A 17,320-nucleotide genomic window follows, 5' to 3' on the forward strand; every position below is an offset into this window, starting at 1 on the left:
TCGGTTCTCTCTCCCTGTGGGAGAGGGTTAGGGTTAGGGTGAGGGGGAGCAGCACGCACAGCGTGACTTGCATTAGTTCGGTTTTCCAAACATGATCCCCTCATGAAAATAGAAACCGCACATCCCTCACACTTCGAACGCCTGGTCGCAATCTGGGAATCCTCCGTTCGCGCCACCCATCACTTTTTACAGGAAAGCGATATCGCGGCTCTGCGCCCGCTATTGCTCAACGCGTATCTGCCAAACCTCACCGTCGTGATGGCCCGCGATGATGCAGGTGTTATCCACGGCTTTTTAGGCGTGGATGAAAACCGCATTGAAATGCTGTTTGTTGATGATGCGAGCCGGGGAAAGGGCGTGGGGAAATTACTGCTGCACTATGCCATCGCAGAGTTTGGTGTAAACGAAGTGGATGTGAATGAGCAAAACCCGCAGGGCGTCGCGTTTTATCGCCATATGGGGTTTGTGCAGGTCGGCCGCTCAGAGGTTGATGGGCAGGGGAATCCGTTTCCGTTGCTGCATATGCGGTTGAATCGGGATTAGCGCTTAGCCTGCTTATCCCATTTTAATAAGCCGACAATATCTCTCTCACCCTCGGCTTCTTTCAGCAGGCGCTGCTTCTTTTCATACTCGATGTATTCTGAGCACGCCTTTTCATCCGCCGCTTTTTTGCTGATTTTGCCTGCGCCTTCTAAAACGTCCCGGTCGTTAAATTGCAGGAACTGATCGAGTTTGGTTTGCCAGTCTCGTAAAAATACCTGCTTGCGGCGTTTGGCCTGATCTTCAGCAAAGTCGAGCCACATATTAACGACACGATTTAGTTCGCTGACTTCATCCTGAGACAGATAATTTTTTGCTGTGGTGACATCGCTTTTACGGACTTCTTCGCCTTTATAGCTGGTCAGCCCCATATACGGTTGCGTGGCGTCCGCACGCTGGTGAATCAACTCAGCGGCGGTAAGGCCGGTGCAGGCAAAATGCAGTTTATTCTGGATGGTCTGGAAGAATTGCGTGGTTTCTTTAAGTGACGGCTGATAGTCAGCGGCTAATGCAAAAATCTCCCTCACACGGAGATAAACCCGGCGTTCGCTGGCCCGTATATCGCGAATGCGTTCCAGCATTTCATCGAAATAGTCAGGTACGGCGGATGATCCCACAGGCGGGTTTTTCAGGCGCTCGTCGTCCATAACGAAGCCTTTTACCAGATATTCCTGCAGCGTTTGGGTGGCCCACTGGCGGAACTGTGTCCCTCGCGTGGAGCGGACGCGATAGCCGATGGCGAGAATGACGGGCAGGCTATAGTGAAGTGTGTTGCGATTAACCTTGCGCTGACCTTCTTGCTGAACTTGTAAGTAAGCCTTACAAGTTGCTTTTTGTTCAAGCTCACCCTCTTCGTAAATAGCTTTAATATGCTGTGTAATGGCTTGAGGAGTGACCTGATAAAGAGCCGCTATGGCTGCTTGCGACAGCCAGAGCGTTTCATGTTCAAAGCGACATGTGATGCGAACAGTTCCATCATCGCTGGCAAACATAATAAATTCGCCAGCCGGAGAGTGGATTACGTTTTGATCTGCCATGTCGCCTCCCTCTTTTGAGTAATTAACCTTACCAGCGTGTAGTATGCCAGAAACAGCCGCTAAGCCAGGTGGTTTGTATTTGATTTTGCGAGGCGCTTTCCATGATGCTGAGCTTGGATCGCCGCAAGCGCGTCCTCAATCTCAGTGAGCTTTGCTTTCGTCTGTTTATAATCATCCTGCAACCTCTGCTCCTGCTCGTTATACGCTACCAGAACAATGCACCCTTTCATCACCTTTACGGTCACCTGATGTCCGGTTTCAAACCCTGCCGCGCGTAGCCATTTGCCGGACAGAATGATATTGGGCGTGGATTTGTCGAAAACATTCGGGCGGTATCCCACAATTAACGAACGCTCGGTTCCGGATTGGTCGGTGTCTGGGGTAGAATGCGAATCAGCCATAATCAACTCCTTGATAGTTGGTGAGGTTAGACGCTCCTGTTGTGTTCCCGCACATCGGAGCGTTGCTAGTAGAGGAGGTTTAGGTGGCCTCCTATATGGTTCAGAGTAGATGGATAGGTGGCCTCATGTCAATCATATCGCGCGAAAAAAAACCAAAAGGCGGTGGGCAGTCCCCGCAATTTAAGATGCGTATTGATCCGGCGTTGAAGGAGCAGTTGGATGCCGTGGCGGCTGAGGAAGGGGTGAGTCTCGCCAGTTGGTTGAAGGAACTGGCGAGGGAGGCTTTACGACGAAAAGGCCTGGAGCCAAAGGGATAATTCACTACGGGTTCATCGCACTTCGACAATGAGTCGCGGTTGCTAAGCAAGGGCAAGTCTGCGCACCGTCATCAGGAAGTCGTAAGAGGTCGTCTCCCACAGCTCGGGCGAAAAATCAAATCCATATCGGCTTTTGAACTCATCATCCAGCTTGTCTCCGTAACACTCAATGAAAGTATCAATCTCTTCGGCTAACTCTTTTAACAACCAACCAGGTGCCGTCTTTTTAAATAGCCCAATTATTCCCTCAATTGTATCCTCACCATCATTAATGAGGTCATAGTCCTGATTGAAGTAACCATGAATCAACTGATCAAGATGATAGAAATTTTGCATAATTCACCTACGGGGTCGGGAATGCAGTAAGGATATAGTAAGGCTTACCATTATATTCTTTCAGCTCAAATAATTAATGCTGTTATACCCAATAAACTTAAATTTGCATGCTTAAGCAACAATGCAGCCCAAGCCTTATAGACATGAAACGACTCGGGCAACATGCAATTTGAAGTATTACCGATATGAATGTAATATACGGGCTAAAATATTGGATGAAAAAATCATTATGATGATTAAATATCATCAAACCCATAAATTATATTTTAATATTAGTCATTATATTCTGATTGTCGTAAAACATCCTCTGCAGCCTGACCAAGATACCATCTGATTGTAGAAAAAAAAGGAGATAGCTTACCGTGATTATCCGGACAAAGGTAAGCTTCAGCCAACTCATTCAAAGCTGAAGGAAGATTTTCTTCGGAAAATGAAAGTAATTCATCTCTTATTTTTTGTATTGTGGCGCTTCTAAATCTTTCAATTTTTTTTGTGTTGAGTTTTAAGTATTCAATAGTTTTATTGGCTTTTTCCTTAATTTCTAGTGGACAACTATCAGATACAGAAATAGTTCCCTTCTCATTAAACTCAAAAAGCGATGGAAATGCTGGTATATCTGCAGTAGGGTCGAGGATAATTGCTGTCCAATCATTATTCATTTTTGGTACATCACAATGAGTATGTGGGTTGCTATACCTTTCCTGGCTCTCCACAACATGTGGTACGTTCCCTCCAGTACAACATCCAAATAAGTTTGGCCAGTGCAAAGCATAATTTATACCGTCATCTCTTGACTCACCAGTCTTTGGATTTTCCGGAAAGAAATGTTCTACTCTAAAATCATCATATCCAATTCCTCCAGCATCTTTAAGGTCTATTTCACAATAAACGCATAAACCAAATTGTTCTTTTTTTAGCGCATCTCGAACTGACTGATTTGCCTCTGCTCCAGCATTTTGTCTGAAGCCATTCTTCCAGTCACTGTCAGGATTTTCTCTTTTATATATAGATAATAAATTCGGCTCATCCCCTTTTTTTATTTTTTTCATTATTTTTTGCCTCTTCTAAACTCACGAAGCCTAATATCCATTTGCAGTTTTTTCATTACTGGATCGTGTTTACCTGCCCATTTATCGAGCTCCTCCTTCAATTCTTTAGCCTCATCCGTATCCCACATATCGAGTTCTATTAAATCTTTATACCGGTTAAGCATTTTTACTTGCTCAATATTTTCCGGGCGAGAGTTTACAAGGAATATATCTTCAAGAATCATATCAGACTCGGAACCGAGAGAGAATTCAGGTTCGACAATATTTAGCATTCCATTTTCATCATTACGAATAACCTTAATGCAATGGCTCGGTGCTGTTGATAATACCTGAGGGCTATGAGTTGTTATAATAAATTGAATGTTAGGAAAAGTATCCTGAAGTTGTCCAATGATTTCCTGTTGCCATTTCGGGTGTAAATGTAAATCAATTTCATCGATAATTACAACGCCATGGCCTTTTAAAGCATTAATACCTTTTCCTGGGTTTAGAAGAATAAGCCTACGGCTAATATCACTGACTAAGGAAAATAAAGCTTTTTCACCCTGGGAAAGGTCAGTTGCAGAAATAGTTATACCGTTTTTATCAAGTAAGATTGACACGTTATCTTTATCAACTTTCATTCTTATATTGTCGATGCTCATAAATTTATATATTGCTTTCTTAACAATGCTAACAATATTACCATCGATATTATTTAGAATTAACTGTAATTCTGCAATTTTAATGCGAAGTTCATCTAACTCTGTTTTAAGCTTCAATCCAATCAAGGATTCTTCTTTAGTTTCATCTGCTAAAAAATTGTAGATTTCATATGTTGTATTATATTTAACTTCAAGAGAAGATAGTTTGTTTTTGATATCATCAACTTCATCATTATTTTGAGAGCCACAAAACAACATCCATTTAATTAAATTCTTGAAATTCCTAGACTCTTCAAATGAAAAGCTGTACCCATCTAAATTATTAAATGCCGTAATTTCACCATTGTTTTGTTCATCATCTATTTTTATTTCTAACGCTCTACTAACTGAATAGTGGCAAAAGAGAGGGAGGCAGGATTCACCTTTATATTTACTGTTGAGTGAATAATACATTTCGGCTAAGTTTTTAAACTCACTCAATGAGCTTCTGTTCTTATTTGTACTGCTTTTATTTTTATATAAGATGAGTGTGAATGTGGATTTCTCATCAAGAGTTAATGTTGCTGTAATTGCACAATCTTTTGCACCTTGAGAGTTATTTATTTCGGCAGGAAGGATTCCTTTACCATTTGCTCTATTTTTAATACCATTAACCAGCCAAGTAGATGCTTTTACTATAGACTCAATTATTGTCGTTTTTCCGCTGCCATTCACGCCTACAAAGATATTCAAGTATGGGTCAAGGGTGATTTTTTTTACTGTTTTTCTAATGCCTTTATAATTTACTAATTCTAAGCTAGTAAAAAAAGGTCGTTTTTTTTGAAGATTTTCATTTATATGATCGTAATATTCTTGAGCTTTAGCTTTATCTGTATTTAGAGAATAACGCCCTGACTCCATCCATCCTGCAACTTCATACATATCCCCCAGATGTCCTTTTTCTGCACCTTCAATTTTTTCAGTTACAGTTCTGGTTGCTTTTTTATTTTTACTTTCCATTATTCCCTCCATTGACCAGAGATTATTTTATCTACCAAGTTAACTGAATATTTTTTCTTCATTCTTTCGATAAATAAAGGCTCTATATGTTTCGAAAAGGATAAAAGCCCCTGTAGTTTAGCCAGTTCAATATCGTCAGATTTACCTAGGGAGTATTTATGGATCATTGACGATATTATCCTTTTTTTCTCTCGGCCTAAAGATAGAGTGTCATTATTAGTAATGGTAACTCCTGCAATATGCCTGTTGTGTGCTTTAGATGAAAAACTGGTTTTAACTTCATTAATCGTTAATTTTTTACCAAACTCAGAACTTAAAACATATTGGATTAGGCTTGGGATTTTAAAAAGTATGTTTTTATTCTTAGTGGAAAAAAATAAATCATCGGCATATCTCGTATATGTGATCTTCAGAGGCGCACAGATCGAACTAATTGTTTCATCGAATGAAAACATAATGAAATTCGATATTAATGGCGATGAGGGCGCACCTATGCTGAGAATAAGGGTTCCTGTATTTGTCTTCGTGGGACTCCAAAACACAGAACGACGGATTAATGCTTTGTCTGCTGTGCTTAGTTGGATTTTATGTTTCTCAATCCGCTCCTCAAATAGATGAATATCAATACTATTAAAGAAGTCAGCGAGATCCATTCTTAAAAAATATGGATTTGTCACATGTTGAAGCGCATTATCTTTAATACTGATATTTTTTCTATATGCATAAGCCGCATCATGTACAGGCAATTTATCATTTAAGTATTCAACTAATCCTCTTTGGATCACCTTGAGAGCTCTTGACGGATGAGCAATTGTACGTTTGCCCCCATTTTTTTTGGGTATTGTATAAACTCTATACATCTTGGGGCCACTTACCATCACCTTTGCAAGTGAGACAGTGAGCCATTTTTCCACATCCAATTTCGTCACTTTTTTAGACGAGGAGGTAGAGAGCAAACTGAACGCCTGTTCCGCGACGAAGGGGCTGGTGAGTAAATGATGTTTTAGAGTTGCCATTTTATCGACTCTAGAGTTAGAGCCCTTCAGGTGAAGGGCTGTGTTGTGCTCTTTACTAGAGGAAGCGAAAGTCTCGCGACCTAAGTGAGTTAACGAACTTGGGTCGCGAGACTTTCGCAACCACAATGTCGTTCAATAAGTTGGTGTCTGGCGAAGCGCCCGACAAGGCTTTAATACTGAGCCACAAGCTAAAGAGCAATCAAAGCATATCAGACAAGCTAACTGTCCAGCAACACAGCAGCGATTTCAGCAACTGCTATTGATGGGGTTCGTACAAGAATGCACTGCGAGCTTAACAGGAGGTATAGTAAAAAAATAATAAATTTAGAAAAAAAACAGATGTTTACTTCTCTTTGGAATATTTTTTGGAATAATTTGTTGTAAAAAATGTGGTTGAGTTTTATGCTTATCAAAGACATTTCACAGCAAAAATACCAGAGATCCTATATGTCTTTAATCAACAAAGAAGAAGCACATTCAGTCTGTCAACCCTACTACAACACCTTAACTTCAGTTTTCGACAATGTTTGGAAAAATTGGCTTCAAAACGATGTCGCACGACGGTTGATCGATAAGCGTGTTCGTTCAGCTGTTCTCCGCAATGACGCATTGTTTTTCCTTAAAGACAGTATTGAAACTTCTAATCTTAAAGGGATCAAATATGTAAAAATGCCATATCAGGTAGGCTTTCTGATTCAGGATCGATATTTTGTGAGGATTAAGAAAGGTGATAAGAGCCTTCGTTCTTCCAATTACCCTACTCAAAGAGCCTTGGATTTTCATAATCCTGAAATGGACATGTTTGGAGGATTAGTTCGTTTAGAGCTACTCTACATACTTAGTGACGATGGTGTAGGAATTGATAAAATTGTTCTCACTCAGCGCAATGGTAGGTTTGTTGCGTGGGCAATTGACTTAACAGATGCAAATCTGTACGAAATGCCTGTATCTAAGCTTGAATTGAACATACCCCAACCACAGCCTGTTAAGACGGTTTCCCCAGCGAAAAGTGTTGTGAAACCAAAACGGGCTAGAAAGGCAGAACCGAAGGTAGAAAATGGTCGTGGAGATTAAGTCAGCAGCCACAATACGCCCAGAGATGATTGAGTTGCGTCGGAAAATGTTGGGTATGAGCCAGAAGGATTTGGCTCAGATTATCGCCATTTCTCAAGGAACCTTGTCTAAGATTGAGCAAGGCCTTAAGCTGGCCACTGATGAGCAAATTGATAGCATCGCAAAAGCGCTCAACTGCCCCGTTGAGTTTTTCATGATGTCTGAAAGGCTTTATGGTGGACCTATAAGTGCAAATCCCATGTATCGTAAAAAAGCGTCAGTCGGTATGAAAGTACTGGACAAGCTTGTTGCGGAAGTAAATGTCCGCATAGCCCATCTCAGAAAGCTTTTGCAGTTCGTTGATTTTGAACCTGAATATGAACTTCCGTATTATGATCCTGACGATTATGAAGACAATGTTGAGCAAATTGCGCGTAACGTTCGTACAGCATGGCACATCCCACGCGGACCAATAAAAAATCTAGTCGAAGTGTTAGAAAGGGCTGGAGTCATTATCATCGACTGTGATATGGAAGATACGAGTCTTTCCGGCCTTAGTTATAACCTTGCTGGACTGCCACCACTGATCTTTATAAACAAAAATCAGCCAATGGACCGCTACCGATTTACCTTAGCTCATGAGCTGGGACATTTAGTCATGCATCGTGCTCCTACTCCTGAAATGGAAGAGGAGGCAAACACTTTTGCTGCAGAATTACTTATGCCCGCTTCAGATATTTATAATGATTTAAGAAATGTAAGCATTGAAAAGGCTGCCGCACTTAAACCGTTCTGGCGAACCTCGATGGCTGCGTTGTTCTATAGAGCTAAAACATTAAAAGCTATTACGGCAGGCCAAAGTGATTGGATCTGGAGGCAGATGTCCATCAAACGTTACAAGGTTGATGAGCCTGTAAAACTCGATGTAAATGGGGAAAAACCCACTTTACTGAATGCAATTATTGATCATGCGAAAGAAGAGCTGGGTTATGATCAGAATGAACTTGCATCTATATTCAACCTTTTTTTACCCGAAGTTAACCAGTTGTACTCACTGAGCACACAAAATCAGCATTTACGTTTAGTGAATTAAAAAGGCAATGGCTGAACATTTACAGTTTAGCCATTTTACTTAATGCTATGTTTTCATTGGTGAAAATGATGTTTTTAGTAAATGGGTAATATTGGCTGAATACCACTGCATCATCTCTTTTCTTCCATCCAGATATTGCGCATGGTTGTAAGCCCCACGAATCGCATTCTTGTCCACATGAGCAAGTTGAGTTTCAATCCACGCAGAGTCGAAACCCTCTTCGTGCAGAATGGTACTCATTGTTTGACGGAAACCATGCCCCGTCAGCCTTCCTTTATATCCTAATAACTCAATCACCTTATTAATGCTTTCTTTTGAGATCGGCTTAGTACGATCATTACGTCCAGCGAAAACAAGTGGGTACATGCCGGTAACTGGCTTAAGTGATTCAAAAAGTGCCACTACCTGATCTGAAAGCGGAACGGTATATGGTCGTTTCATCTTATTACTTCAGTTGGTATCTCCCAGAGTCGCTTTTCAAAGTTGATATCTTCCCAACGGGCGAAACGCAATTCCTGAGTTCGTACAGCTGTAAGCATGATGATTTGGGTTGCTGTCTTGGTAATAATGCTAACAGTGTACCCAGTTGGATCCTTGAGGAAGAGTGGTAGTTCTTCAGCTGTCAGGAAAGGAAAATGTGTTTTCTTTGGTTTTGCGAGTGCAGTAGCGAGATCGGGGGCAGGGTTATATTCAGCTCGTCCGGTCACGATCGCATAACGGAATCCTACACTACAGCGTTCTCTGACTTTGCGCATCTTTTCTAGTGCTCCACGTTTTTCCATTCGGCGCAGAGTTTCAAATAACTCCATCGGTTTTATTCCGCAATAGGATGCTTACCAATGTAGCGAAAAAATCTTTCTCGAAGGTATCAATGATTTCTTCACGATAGCGCAACGACCTACGGTCAGTTCTCACCTGATGCCATTCTCTCGCAATTGCTTCAAAAGTATTTTCAAAGCCTAGCTTCTGAGCGATTTTCTCCGTTTTCTTTACTTCACCAGGATCGTTACCCGCAGCCAGTATCGTTTTTACTGCTTCACCTTTATCACACTATTCAGCCAAGGAGACTTCTGGATATAAATCAAAGGCAAGGCGTTTTTCTTGACCAGCGTAACGGTAATTCAAACACCAATAACGCAGCCGCTGGTCGCGACCTCAAGGTAGAGACTACCGACATCATATAACTTGTAGGGCTTTTCTTTCGGTTTAGCAGTATCAACTTGACGGGCTGTTAACTTCATTGGGACATTATGGGGGGCATCTTTTATGCTCCCCATAATGCCCCCAGAATGTACTTGATTCTGGTAGACATGAGGAGAACATAACTGATTGCAATCGCAGGTAGTATAAGGGATTTATTGACTGTGAGGGAATTCAGTAGAGGCTAATTGGCGGAAGATCACAGGAGTCGAACCTGCCCGGGAACGCTGGCGTCCCCAACTGGATTTGAAGTCCAGCCACCTCACCGGAGATGACGATCTTCCGCGCCTGCATTGCTACATGGAGGCGGGGCGCATTATAGCTACTTTCAGACATTTACCACATACCCCGACACACTTTTTTCACCTCTCTTTTGACCTGAACACCCCCATTTCAGTTAATTCTTAAGAAAATCCTCAGGTTAGCATTTCGTGCTCCGCGACATTTACCCCGATCACAAAAAACAAGAAACGTAATTTGCTAACCAGAAAACGCAATACTCGCTCCTGAAACAATGGTTTAAAACCTCTGTAACCGGTCTCAGTGCCCGTATCGCCACACGGCAGGCACCTGACGGCCAGCAAAGGATTACAGAACCAGGAGGACGAAAGTATGAAAATCAGTGATGGAAACTGGCTTATTCAACCTGGCCTGACCGTGACGTATCCGGTCCAGGTGTTCGATGTGGAGCAGCAGGGCAATGACCTGGTGGTGTATGTGGCACCGCGCGACGTCCGCGAACGCGCGTGGCAGCTCGATACGTTGATGTTCACCGTCCGGCTCTTCGCACCGCAGGAAGGGATTGTCGGGGTGCGCATCGAGCACTTCCAGGGGGCGCAGGACAAAGGCCCGCACTATCCGCTCAACGTGCTGAAGGACGTAAGGGTCGAGACGGTAAATAACGCCGAATACGCCGAGCTGAAAAGCGGTAATCTCAGCGTGCGCGTCACCAAAGGCGAGTTCTGGGCGCTCGATTTTATGCGTAACGGCCAGCGGATCACCGGCAGTGAACTGAAAAACAACGGCTACGTGCAGGACAGCAACACGAATCGCAACTATCTGTTCGAACGTCTGGATCTGGGCGTCGGGGAAACGGTTTATGGCCTCGGTGAGCGCTTTACCGCCCTGGTGCGCAACGGTCAGCAGGTCGATACCTGGAACCGCGACGGCGGCACCAGCACCGAGCAGTCCTACAAAAATATTCCGTTCTATCTCACCAACCGCGGCTACGGCGTGCTGGTCAACCATCCGGAAAATGTGTCGTTTGAAATCGGCTCGGAGAAGGTCTCCAAAGTGCAGTTCAGCGTCGAGGGCGAATATCTGGAGTATTTTGTGATCGACGGCCCGACGCCGAAAGCGGTCCTGGACCGCTACACGCAGTTCACCGGTCGTCCGGCGCTGCCGCCAGCGTGGTCCTTCGGCCTGTGGCTCACCACCTCGTTTACCACTAACTACGACGAAGCGACGGTGAACAGCTTCATCGACGGCATGGCCGAACGCGACCTGCCGCTGCACGTCTTCCATTTTGATTGCTTCTGGATGAAGGCCTTCCAGTGGTGTGATTTTGAGTGGGACCCGGTGACCTTCCCCGATCCAGAAGGGATGATCCGCCGCCTGAAAGAGAAAGGGCTGAAGGTCTGCGTGTGGATCAACCCGTACATCGGCCAGAAATCGCCGGTGTTTAACGAGCTGAAAGAGAAGGGCTATCTGCTGAAGCGCCCGGATGGCAGCGTGTGGCAGTGGGACAAATGGCAGCCCGGGCTGGCGATTTACGACTTCACTAATCCGGACGCGTGCCGGTGGTACGCCGACAAGCTGAAGGGCCTGGTGGAGATTGGCGTGGACTGCTTCAAAACCGATTTCGGCGAGCGTATCCCGACGGATGTGCAGTGGTTTGACGGTTCCGATCCGCAGAAGATGCACAACCATTACGCCTTCATCTATAACGCGCTGGTGTGGAACGTGCTGAAAGAGACGGTAGGCGAGGAGGAGGCGGTGCTGTTTGCGCGCTCGGCGTCCGTCGGCGCACAGCAGTTCCCGGTGCACTGGGGCGGCGACTGCTATGCCAACTATGAATCCATGGCGGAAAGCCTGCGCGGCGGCCTGTCGATTGGTCTGTCCGGCTTCGGGTTCTGGAGCCACGATATCGGCGGGTTCGAAAACACCGCCCCGGCGCACGTCTACAAACGCTGGTGCGCGTTCGGGCTGTTCTCCAGCCACAGCCGCCTGCATGGCAGCAAATCCTACCGGGTGCCGTGGGCGTACGATGATGAGTCCTGCGACGTGGTGCGCCACTTTACGCAGCTGAAATGCCAGCTGATGCCGTACCTCTATCGTCAGGCGGCGCTGGCACGGGAGTGCGGCACGCCGATGCTGCGGGCGATGATGCTGGAATTCCCGGACGATCCGGCGTGTGACTATCTCGACCGTCAGTACATGCTGGGGGATGCCTTGATGGTGGCGCCGGTGTTCTCCGAGGCGGGTGAGGTGCAGTTTTACCTGCCGGAAGGTCGCTGGACGCACTTGTGGCACAACGATGAGGTTCAGGGCTGCCGCTGGCATAAGCAGCAGCACGATTTCATGAGCCTGCCGGTTTATGTGCGCGACAACACCTTGCTGGCGCTGGGTAACAACAAGCACAAACCGGACTACGCCTGGAATGAGGGCACGGCCTTTCAGCTGTTTAACCTGGATGAGGGCGCAACAGCGGTGAGTAAAGTGCCTGCGACTGACGGTTCGGTGGTATTTACGCTGAAGGCGTCACGCAAGGGCGACACCGTGACCCTTACCGGCGCGGGTGACGCGCGGAACTGGTCGGTATGCTTGCGCAACGTGCAGAAGGTGAGTGGTGTGAAAGGTGGCTCATACGCGGGCAGCGAGTGGGGCGTGGTGGTGAACGCGGAGGGGGATGAGGTGGTGGTTCACCTTTAATTCCCCTCACCCTAACCCTCTCCCCAAAGGGGCGAGGGAATGGTTTACTCCCTCTCCCTTTCAGGGAGAGGGCTGAGGTGAGGGTGGTGTTGAAACTACACCACCCGTCATGGTCTGCTGAACCTGCTGTTTATCCATATTTACCGCGCTCAGCTTGCCATTTACCGTTGGCTTCAGCGGGGTATTCGCCTGCACACTCCCGCTGGCAGTCAGCTGAATATTGCCGTCGCCGCTCACCGGCAGCGCGGGCCAGCCCCACTGCTGCAGGATGTTGAGCGGCACGCCGCGCCCGTTCAGGCTCACCGTGGTCTGTCGTTGCGCAAGCTGAGAAACCGTCGCGGTGGCTTCCAGAATGCCTTTCTCGGTAAAGGCGCTCAGATCGGTGATATTGACCGTGGCGGCGTTAGCGTTCAGTGCCAGCGACGGGCGTCGCACGTCCACGCGGTTAAAAGTGGCTGCCGCGCCGTTTAGCGTGGCGCTGCCGCCCCATACGCCCCATTTGTGGTCCTGCGCCAGCTGCAGGTTAGCCCCATAGCCATCAAGAGAGGTGATCTGCCACGGGAACGCGGGATCAATGTCGATCACCAGGTTGCGGCTCAGGCCGAATTTCTTCAGCGTCACGCTGTTCAGCCATTCCGGCAGCGGATCCATCCACAGCGTTTTCCAGTTCTGCGGCAGGGTGTACTCCAGCCCGGCGACGGCGACATCGTCCAGTACCAGCGCTTTACCGTCGCGCAGCCAGTTGCCGGAGGTGCGCACCATGCCCCCTTCCCAGCGGGAGGTGAACTGGCGCAGCGCCACGCCCTGCGGAGAGAATTCCGCATTCAGGATCGGGTCGAACAGATGCAGCGAGCCGTAAATAAATTCGCTGGCATTCATGGATAAACGCCCGTCCTGGCTCTGCCAGTCTCCTTTGCTCAGCGTCAGGTTGCGCAGGCTGAGATCCAGATCGGTTACGGCCCAGTCTGGCCCCTGCAGGCGCGCATCGGTGACTTCCAGGCGGCCAATCTGCAAGGAGGGGATGGTATTGAGCGGCGCGAAGAAATCCAGCAGCGATTTATCGCTCTGCAGGCGGATCTCGTTCAGGCGCATGGTGTCGATGACCCAGCTTCCGTCGGCGTTGCGCAGGGCGGAGCCGGTAAGCGAGCCGCGCGCCATATCGGCACCGATGGTGTTCAGCACCACCTCCTTGCCGTTCAGCTGGCCCTGGATTAGCACGTTAGTGGCCGGTACCCCGTTCAGGGTGAGCGAACCCGCGCTCATCTGGATCTGCGCATTTTTGCCCAGCACGTGACCCGCTTCTGGCTGCCACGGGCTGACACCGCCCGTCACTTTTTGCGCGCTTAAATCCCACTCCGTGTTGGGGCTGTTGAAGGCCATGTTGTTTAGCTGCAGACGGTCTGCCTGGAAGGGCATCGGCGCGGTCTGCGGAGAGAGGTTCAGCGTGCCATCGACCAGGGTGATGGTGTCCATATGCAGTGGATCGGTGAGCTGTCGGCTGCCAAGACCAATATCGACTTTTTTAGCCACCAGCGTGGCGGGCTGACCGTCGCGGCCAAAGGTGACGTTTTCCAGAAGGATGTGGGAAGGCGACGAAAAGCGGTGGTCCATCAGGTCGAAACTGAGTTCGTAATCGGTGTTCACCGTTACCCAACTGCTGACCTGTGACGCACCCCAGCGGGTCTGAAGCAGAAAATAGAGTGCCAGCAGCACAAGGAGCAGGGCTACCAGAAGATAGACGAGCAGCTTTCCAATAAATTTCATGGTCTTCCTTCCCGCGAAACGTACATAAAGGAGTTATGCACGATTTATGCGCAATGCTCAAGGCGGGAATGGTGTAAAGAGATGTCACGGCAGGCATTGACAGCCTGCCGTGAGGACAATCAGTTTTTCTCTGGCGGGAAAACGAGGTTCAGCACGATAGCGGTGATACCGCCAGCGGCGATGCCGGAAGAGAGCAGGTTTTTCACCCAGTCCGGGGCAAACTGCAGGATCAGCGGCTGCTGAGAAACGCCCAGACCCACGGCCAGCGACAGGGCAATAATCATGATCGCGCGGCGGTTCAGTGGCTCGCGGGAGACGATTCGCACGCCCGAGGCCGCGATAGTTCCGAACATCACCAGCGTTGCTCCGCCCAGAACCGGCTCAGGGATGTGCTGCACAAAGCCACTCACGGCCGGGAACAGGCCAAGGACAATCAGCATCAGCGCCACCACAAACCCGACATAACGGCTGGCTACGCCGGTCAGCTGGATCACGCCGTTGTTCTGCCCGAAGCAGGAGTTCGGGAATGTATTAAACACGGCGGAGACAAAGGAGTTCAGACCGTTTGCCAGCACGCCGCCTTTCAGACGCTTCATGTACAGCGGGCCGGACACCGGCTGCTCCGAGACATCGGAGGTGGCGGTGATATCGCCGATGGTCTCCAGGGAGGTGATCATAAAGACCAGCATCAGCGGCAGCAGCAGACCCCAGTCAATGCCCAGGCCGTAGTACAGTGGCGTTGGAACGGTAATCAGCGCGCTGTTGGTCGGCGCGGTGTTTTCCGGCAACATGCCCAGCGCCCACGCCAGCAGGTAACCGGCCGCCATGGCGATCACCAGCGAGGCCACGCGCAGGTACGGGTTACGCTGACGGTTGAGCAGAATAATGATGGCCAGCACCACGCCAGCCAGCAGCAGGTTTTTTGGTGCGCCAAAGGTGTGGTCGCTCATTGCGGCATAACCCCCACCGATGGAGGTCAGCCCCACCTGAATCAGCGACAGACCGATAATCATCACCACCACGCCCGAGACCAGCGGGGTGATGACGCGGCGAGCCAGATGCAGAACACGGGAGATCACCATCTCCGTGCAGCTGGCCAGCATCAGCGTGCCGAACAGCGCCGCCATCATGGTCGGGACATCCGCCCCGCCGGTTTTTAACGCCGTACCGCCCATGATCAGCGGTGCCACAAAGTTAAAACTGGTACCCTGAATCGACAGCAAGCCAGACCCCACCGGACCCCAGGCTTTAATTTGAATAATTGAGGCCACGCCGGAGGCGAAGAGGGACATGCTGATGATGTGCTGCGTATCCTGAGCCGGTAAACCCAGCGCCTGACAGATCAACAGTGCCGGGGTGATCACCGCAACAAACATGGCCAGAAGGTGCTGGCAGGCAGCGAAGAGCGTCTGCGGAAGCGGTGGGCGGTCTTCAAGACGGTAAATCAGTTCGCTATTTTGCTTCTGCGCAATCGGTTGCGCATCAGGAGACTCTATGCTGTTAACGGACATCGACGGTAATCCCACGGTGGAAAAGCGGGCATTTTATCTGACCAACTGGTAAAAGCAAACGATTGCCAGCAAAAAAAAGAGAGAAAATCTGCCGGTATGAGCAGGTTTTCTACAACGTGGAGGAAAAAAAAATTACACTTTTCGCGCCGGTGGCTCATGACGAGCATAAGCCGGCCCAGGATAACGCCGCGTGTGTATGGAACACGCGCATAACAGGAGCCTCTTATGATTCATCTCGATACGTTGTCGACCCTTGTTGCCGCAACGCTGGTTCTTCTGCTTGGTCGCAAGCTGGTACACAGTGTTTCCTTTCTGAAAAAGTACACCATTCCTGAACCTGTTGCCGGTGGGTTGCTGGTGGCGCTGGCCCTGCTGGTGCTGAAAAAAAGCATGGGCTGGGAAATCGATTTCGATATGTCCCTCAAAGATCCGCTGATGCTGGCCTTCTTTGCCACTATCGGCCTGAACGCCAACCTGGCGAGCCTGCGCTCGGGCGGTAAGGTGCTGGGCGTGTTTCTGATTGTCGTGGTTGGTCTGCTGCTGATGCAAAACGCCATCGGCATCGGTATGGCGTCTCTGCTGGGGCTGGATCCGCTGATGGGTCTGCTGGCTGGCTCCATCACTCTGTCCGGCGGGCACGGTACCGGGGCGGCGTGGAGTAAGCTGTTTATCGAGCGCTATGGCTTTGAAAACGCAACGGAAGTGGCGATGGCCTGCGCGACCTTTGGTCTGGTGCTTGGCGGTCTGATTGGCGGCCCGGTAGCGCGCTACCTGGTGAAGCACTCCACCACGCCGGACGGCAGACCGGACGATGAACTGGTCCCCACCGCGTTCGAAAAGCCGGACGTTGGCCGCACCATCACCTCGCTGGTGATGATTGAAACCATCGCCATGATCGCCATCTGTCTGACGCTGGGTAAAGTGGTTGCGCAATGGCTGGCGGGCACGACCTTTGAGCTGCCGACCTTTGTTTGTGTGCTGTTTATCGGGGTGATCCTGAGCAATGGTCTGGCCCTGATGGGCTTCTATCGCGTGTTTGAACGTGCGGTCTCGGTGCTGGGTAACGTCTGCCTGTCGCTGTTCCTGGCGATGGCCCTGATGAGCCTTAAGCTGTGGGAACTGGCGTCGCTGGCGCTGCCGATGGTAGCCATTCTGGCGGTGCAGGCGCTGTTTATGGCGCTCTATGCCATGTTTGTTACCTGGCGCATGATGGGCAAAAACTACGATGCCGCGGTGCTGGCGGCGGGGCACTGTGGGTTTGGTCTGGGTGCCACGCCAACGGCAATCGCCAATATGCAGGCAATCACCGAACGTTTCGGGCCTTCGCACATGGCGTTTCTGGTGGTACCGATGGTTGGGGCATTCTTTATTGATATCGTCAACGCGCTGGTGATCAAGCTGTACCTGATGCTGCCGATGTTCGCCTGAG

At 48.8% G+C, this 17,320-nt stretch carries 14 protein-coding genes, 1 tRNA gene and 1 pseudogene; 6 read left to right on the forward strand and 10 right to left on the reverse strand.

From position 1 onward, the window contains the following. The first annotated feature begins 102 nt into the window (after positions 1–102). On the forward strand, positions 103–543 hold the full coding sequence (locus tag EQV24_RS18690; RefSeq protein ID WP_023621008.1) for a GNAT family N-acetyltransferase: 441 nt from the start codon (positions 103–105) through the stop codon (positions 541–543). Here EQV24_RS18690 and rhuM read toward each other — a convergent pair. Together rhuM and EQV24_RS18700 are read right to left on the reverse strand one after the other, a co-directional pair. Continuing rightward, a complete protein-coding gene (gene rhuM, locus EQV24_RS18695; protein ID WP_130626919.1) occupies positions 540–1,577 on the reverse strand; it encodes a RhuM family protein in 1,038 nt (345 codons plus the stop codon). The genes EQV24_RS18690 and rhuM overlap by 4 nt on opposite strands. Positions 1,578–1,636: 59 nt before the next feature. Beyond that, positions 1,637–1,978 carry a SymE family type I addiction module toxin gene (locus EQV24_RS18700; RefSeq protein WP_045294542.1) on the reverse strand — a complete coding sequence of 114 codons (342 nt, stop codon included), beginning with the start codon at positions 1,976–1,978 and terminating at the stop codon, positions 1,637–1,639. A gap of 125 nt (positions 1,979–2,103) precedes the next feature. Here EQV24_RS18700 and EQV24_RS18705 point away from each other — a divergent pair, with 125 nt between their 5' ends. Next, the gene (locus EQV24_RS18705) at positions 2,104–2,295 is read left to right on the forward strand and encodes a toxin-antitoxin system HicB family antitoxin (RefSeq protein WP_028028019.1); all 192 of its coding nucleotides are present in this window, start codon (positions 2,104–2,106) and stop codon (positions 2,293–2,295) included. Between the two features lie 42 nt (positions 2,296–2,337). Here the strand turns inward: EQV24_RS18705 and EQV24_RS18710 are convergent, their stop codons facing one another. From EQV24_RS18710 to EQV24_RS18730, 4 genes are all read right to left on the reverse strand, one after another. Then, a complete protein-coding gene (locus EQV24_RS18710) occupies positions 2,338–2,631 on the reverse strand; it encodes a contact-dependent growth inhibition system immunity protein (RefSeq protein ID WP_013094874.1) in 294 nt (97 codons plus the stop codon). Positions 2,632–2,903: 272 nt separating this feature from the next. After that, complete coding sequence (gene ptuB, locus EQV24_RS18720) at positions 2,904–3,680, reverse strand: retron Ec78 anti-phage system effector HNH endonuclease PtuB (RefSeq protein ID WP_130626920.1); 777 nt, start codon at positions 3,678–3,680, stop codon at positions 2,904–2,906. Beyond that, positions 3,680–5,323, reverse strand: a complete 1,644-nt coding sequence (gene ptuA, locus EQV24_RS18725) for a retron Ec78 anti-phage system effector ATPase PtuA (RefSeq protein WP_130626921.1) — start codon at positions 5,321–5,323, stop codon at positions 3,680–3,682. The genes ptuB and ptuA overlap by 1 nt, the downstream gene beginning before the upstream one ends. Continuing rightward, on the reverse strand, positions 5,323–6,339 hold the full coding sequence (locus EQV24_RS18730; protein WP_130626922.1) for a retron St85 family RNA-directed DNA polymerase: 1,017 nt from the start codon (positions 6,337–6,339) through the stop codon (positions 5,323–5,325). Before EQV24_RS18730 ends, ptuA begins: the two co-directional genes overlap by 1 nt. Positions 6,340–6,786: 447 nt before the next feature. Between EQV24_RS18730 and EQV24_RS18735 the strand changes: the two genes are divergently transcribed. Together EQV24_RS18735 and EQV24_RS18740 are read left to right on the forward strand one after the other, a co-directional pair. Further along, entirely contained in the window at positions 6,787–7,413 is a 627-nt protein-coding gene (locus tag EQV24_RS18735; RefSeq protein WP_243649063.1) for a hypothetical protein, read from the forward strand. Beyond that, positions 7,397–8,485 (forward strand): XRE family transcriptional regulator, encoded by a 1,089-nt coding sequence (locus EQV24_RS18740; RefSeq protein WP_130626924.1) that lies wholly within the window; start codon positions 7,397–7,399, stop codon positions 8,483–8,485. Before EQV24_RS18735 ends, EQV24_RS18740 begins: the two co-directional genes overlap by 17 nt. 45 nt (positions 8,486–8,530) lie before the next feature. On the opposite strand, the pseudogene EQV24_RS18745 reads toward EQV24_RS18740, so the two are convergent. Continuing rightward, positions 8,531–9,726 (reverse strand): annotated as a pseudogene (locus EQV24_RS18745) (tyrosine-type recombinase/integrase). 148 nt (positions 9,727–9,874) lie between these two features. Beyond that, positions 9,875–9,969, reverse strand: a tRNA-Sec gene (locus EQV24_RS18750). A 328-nt stretch (positions 9,970–10,297) separates the two neighbouring features. Between EQV24_RS18750 and yicI the strand changes: the two genes are divergently transcribed. Next, complete coding sequence (gene yicI, locus EQV24_RS18755) at positions 10,298–12,616, forward strand: alpha-xylosidase (RefSeq protein ID WP_129327153.1); 2,319 nt, start codon at positions 10,298–10,300, stop codon at positions 12,614–12,616. A 60-nt stretch (positions 12,617–12,676) separates the two neighbouring features. Here yicI and EQV24_RS18760 read toward each other — a convergent pair whose 3' ends face one another. Next, positions 12,677–14,380 (reverse strand): AsmA family protein, encoded by a 1,704-nt coding sequence (locus EQV24_RS18760; RefSeq protein WP_129327152.1) that lies wholly within the window; start codon positions 14,378–14,380, stop codon positions 12,677–12,679. A 119-nt stretch (positions 14,381–14,499) separates the two neighbouring features. After that, positions 14,500–15,891 carry a xanthine/proton symporter XanP gene (xanP, locus tag EQV24_RS18765; protein ID WP_014830139.1) on the reverse strand — a complete coding sequence of 464 codons (1,392 nt, stop codon included), beginning with the start codon at positions 15,889–15,891 and terminating at the stop codon, positions 14,500–14,502. A 225-nt stretch (positions 15,892–16,116) separates the two neighbouring features. Here xanP and gltS point away from each other — a divergent pair, with 225 nt between their 5' ends. Further along, a complete protein-coding gene (gene gltS, locus EQV24_RS18770; protein WP_130626925.1) occupies positions 16,117–17,319 on the forward strand; it encodes a sodium/glutamate symporter in 1,203 nt (400 codons plus the stop codon). Position 17,320 lies beyond the last annotated feature (1 nt).

Source organism: Enterobacter sp. A8, from assembly GCF_004296595.1.
GTDB lineage: Bacteria > Pseudomonadota > Gammaproteobacteria > Enterobacterales > Enterobacteriaceae > Enterobacter > Enterobacter cloacae.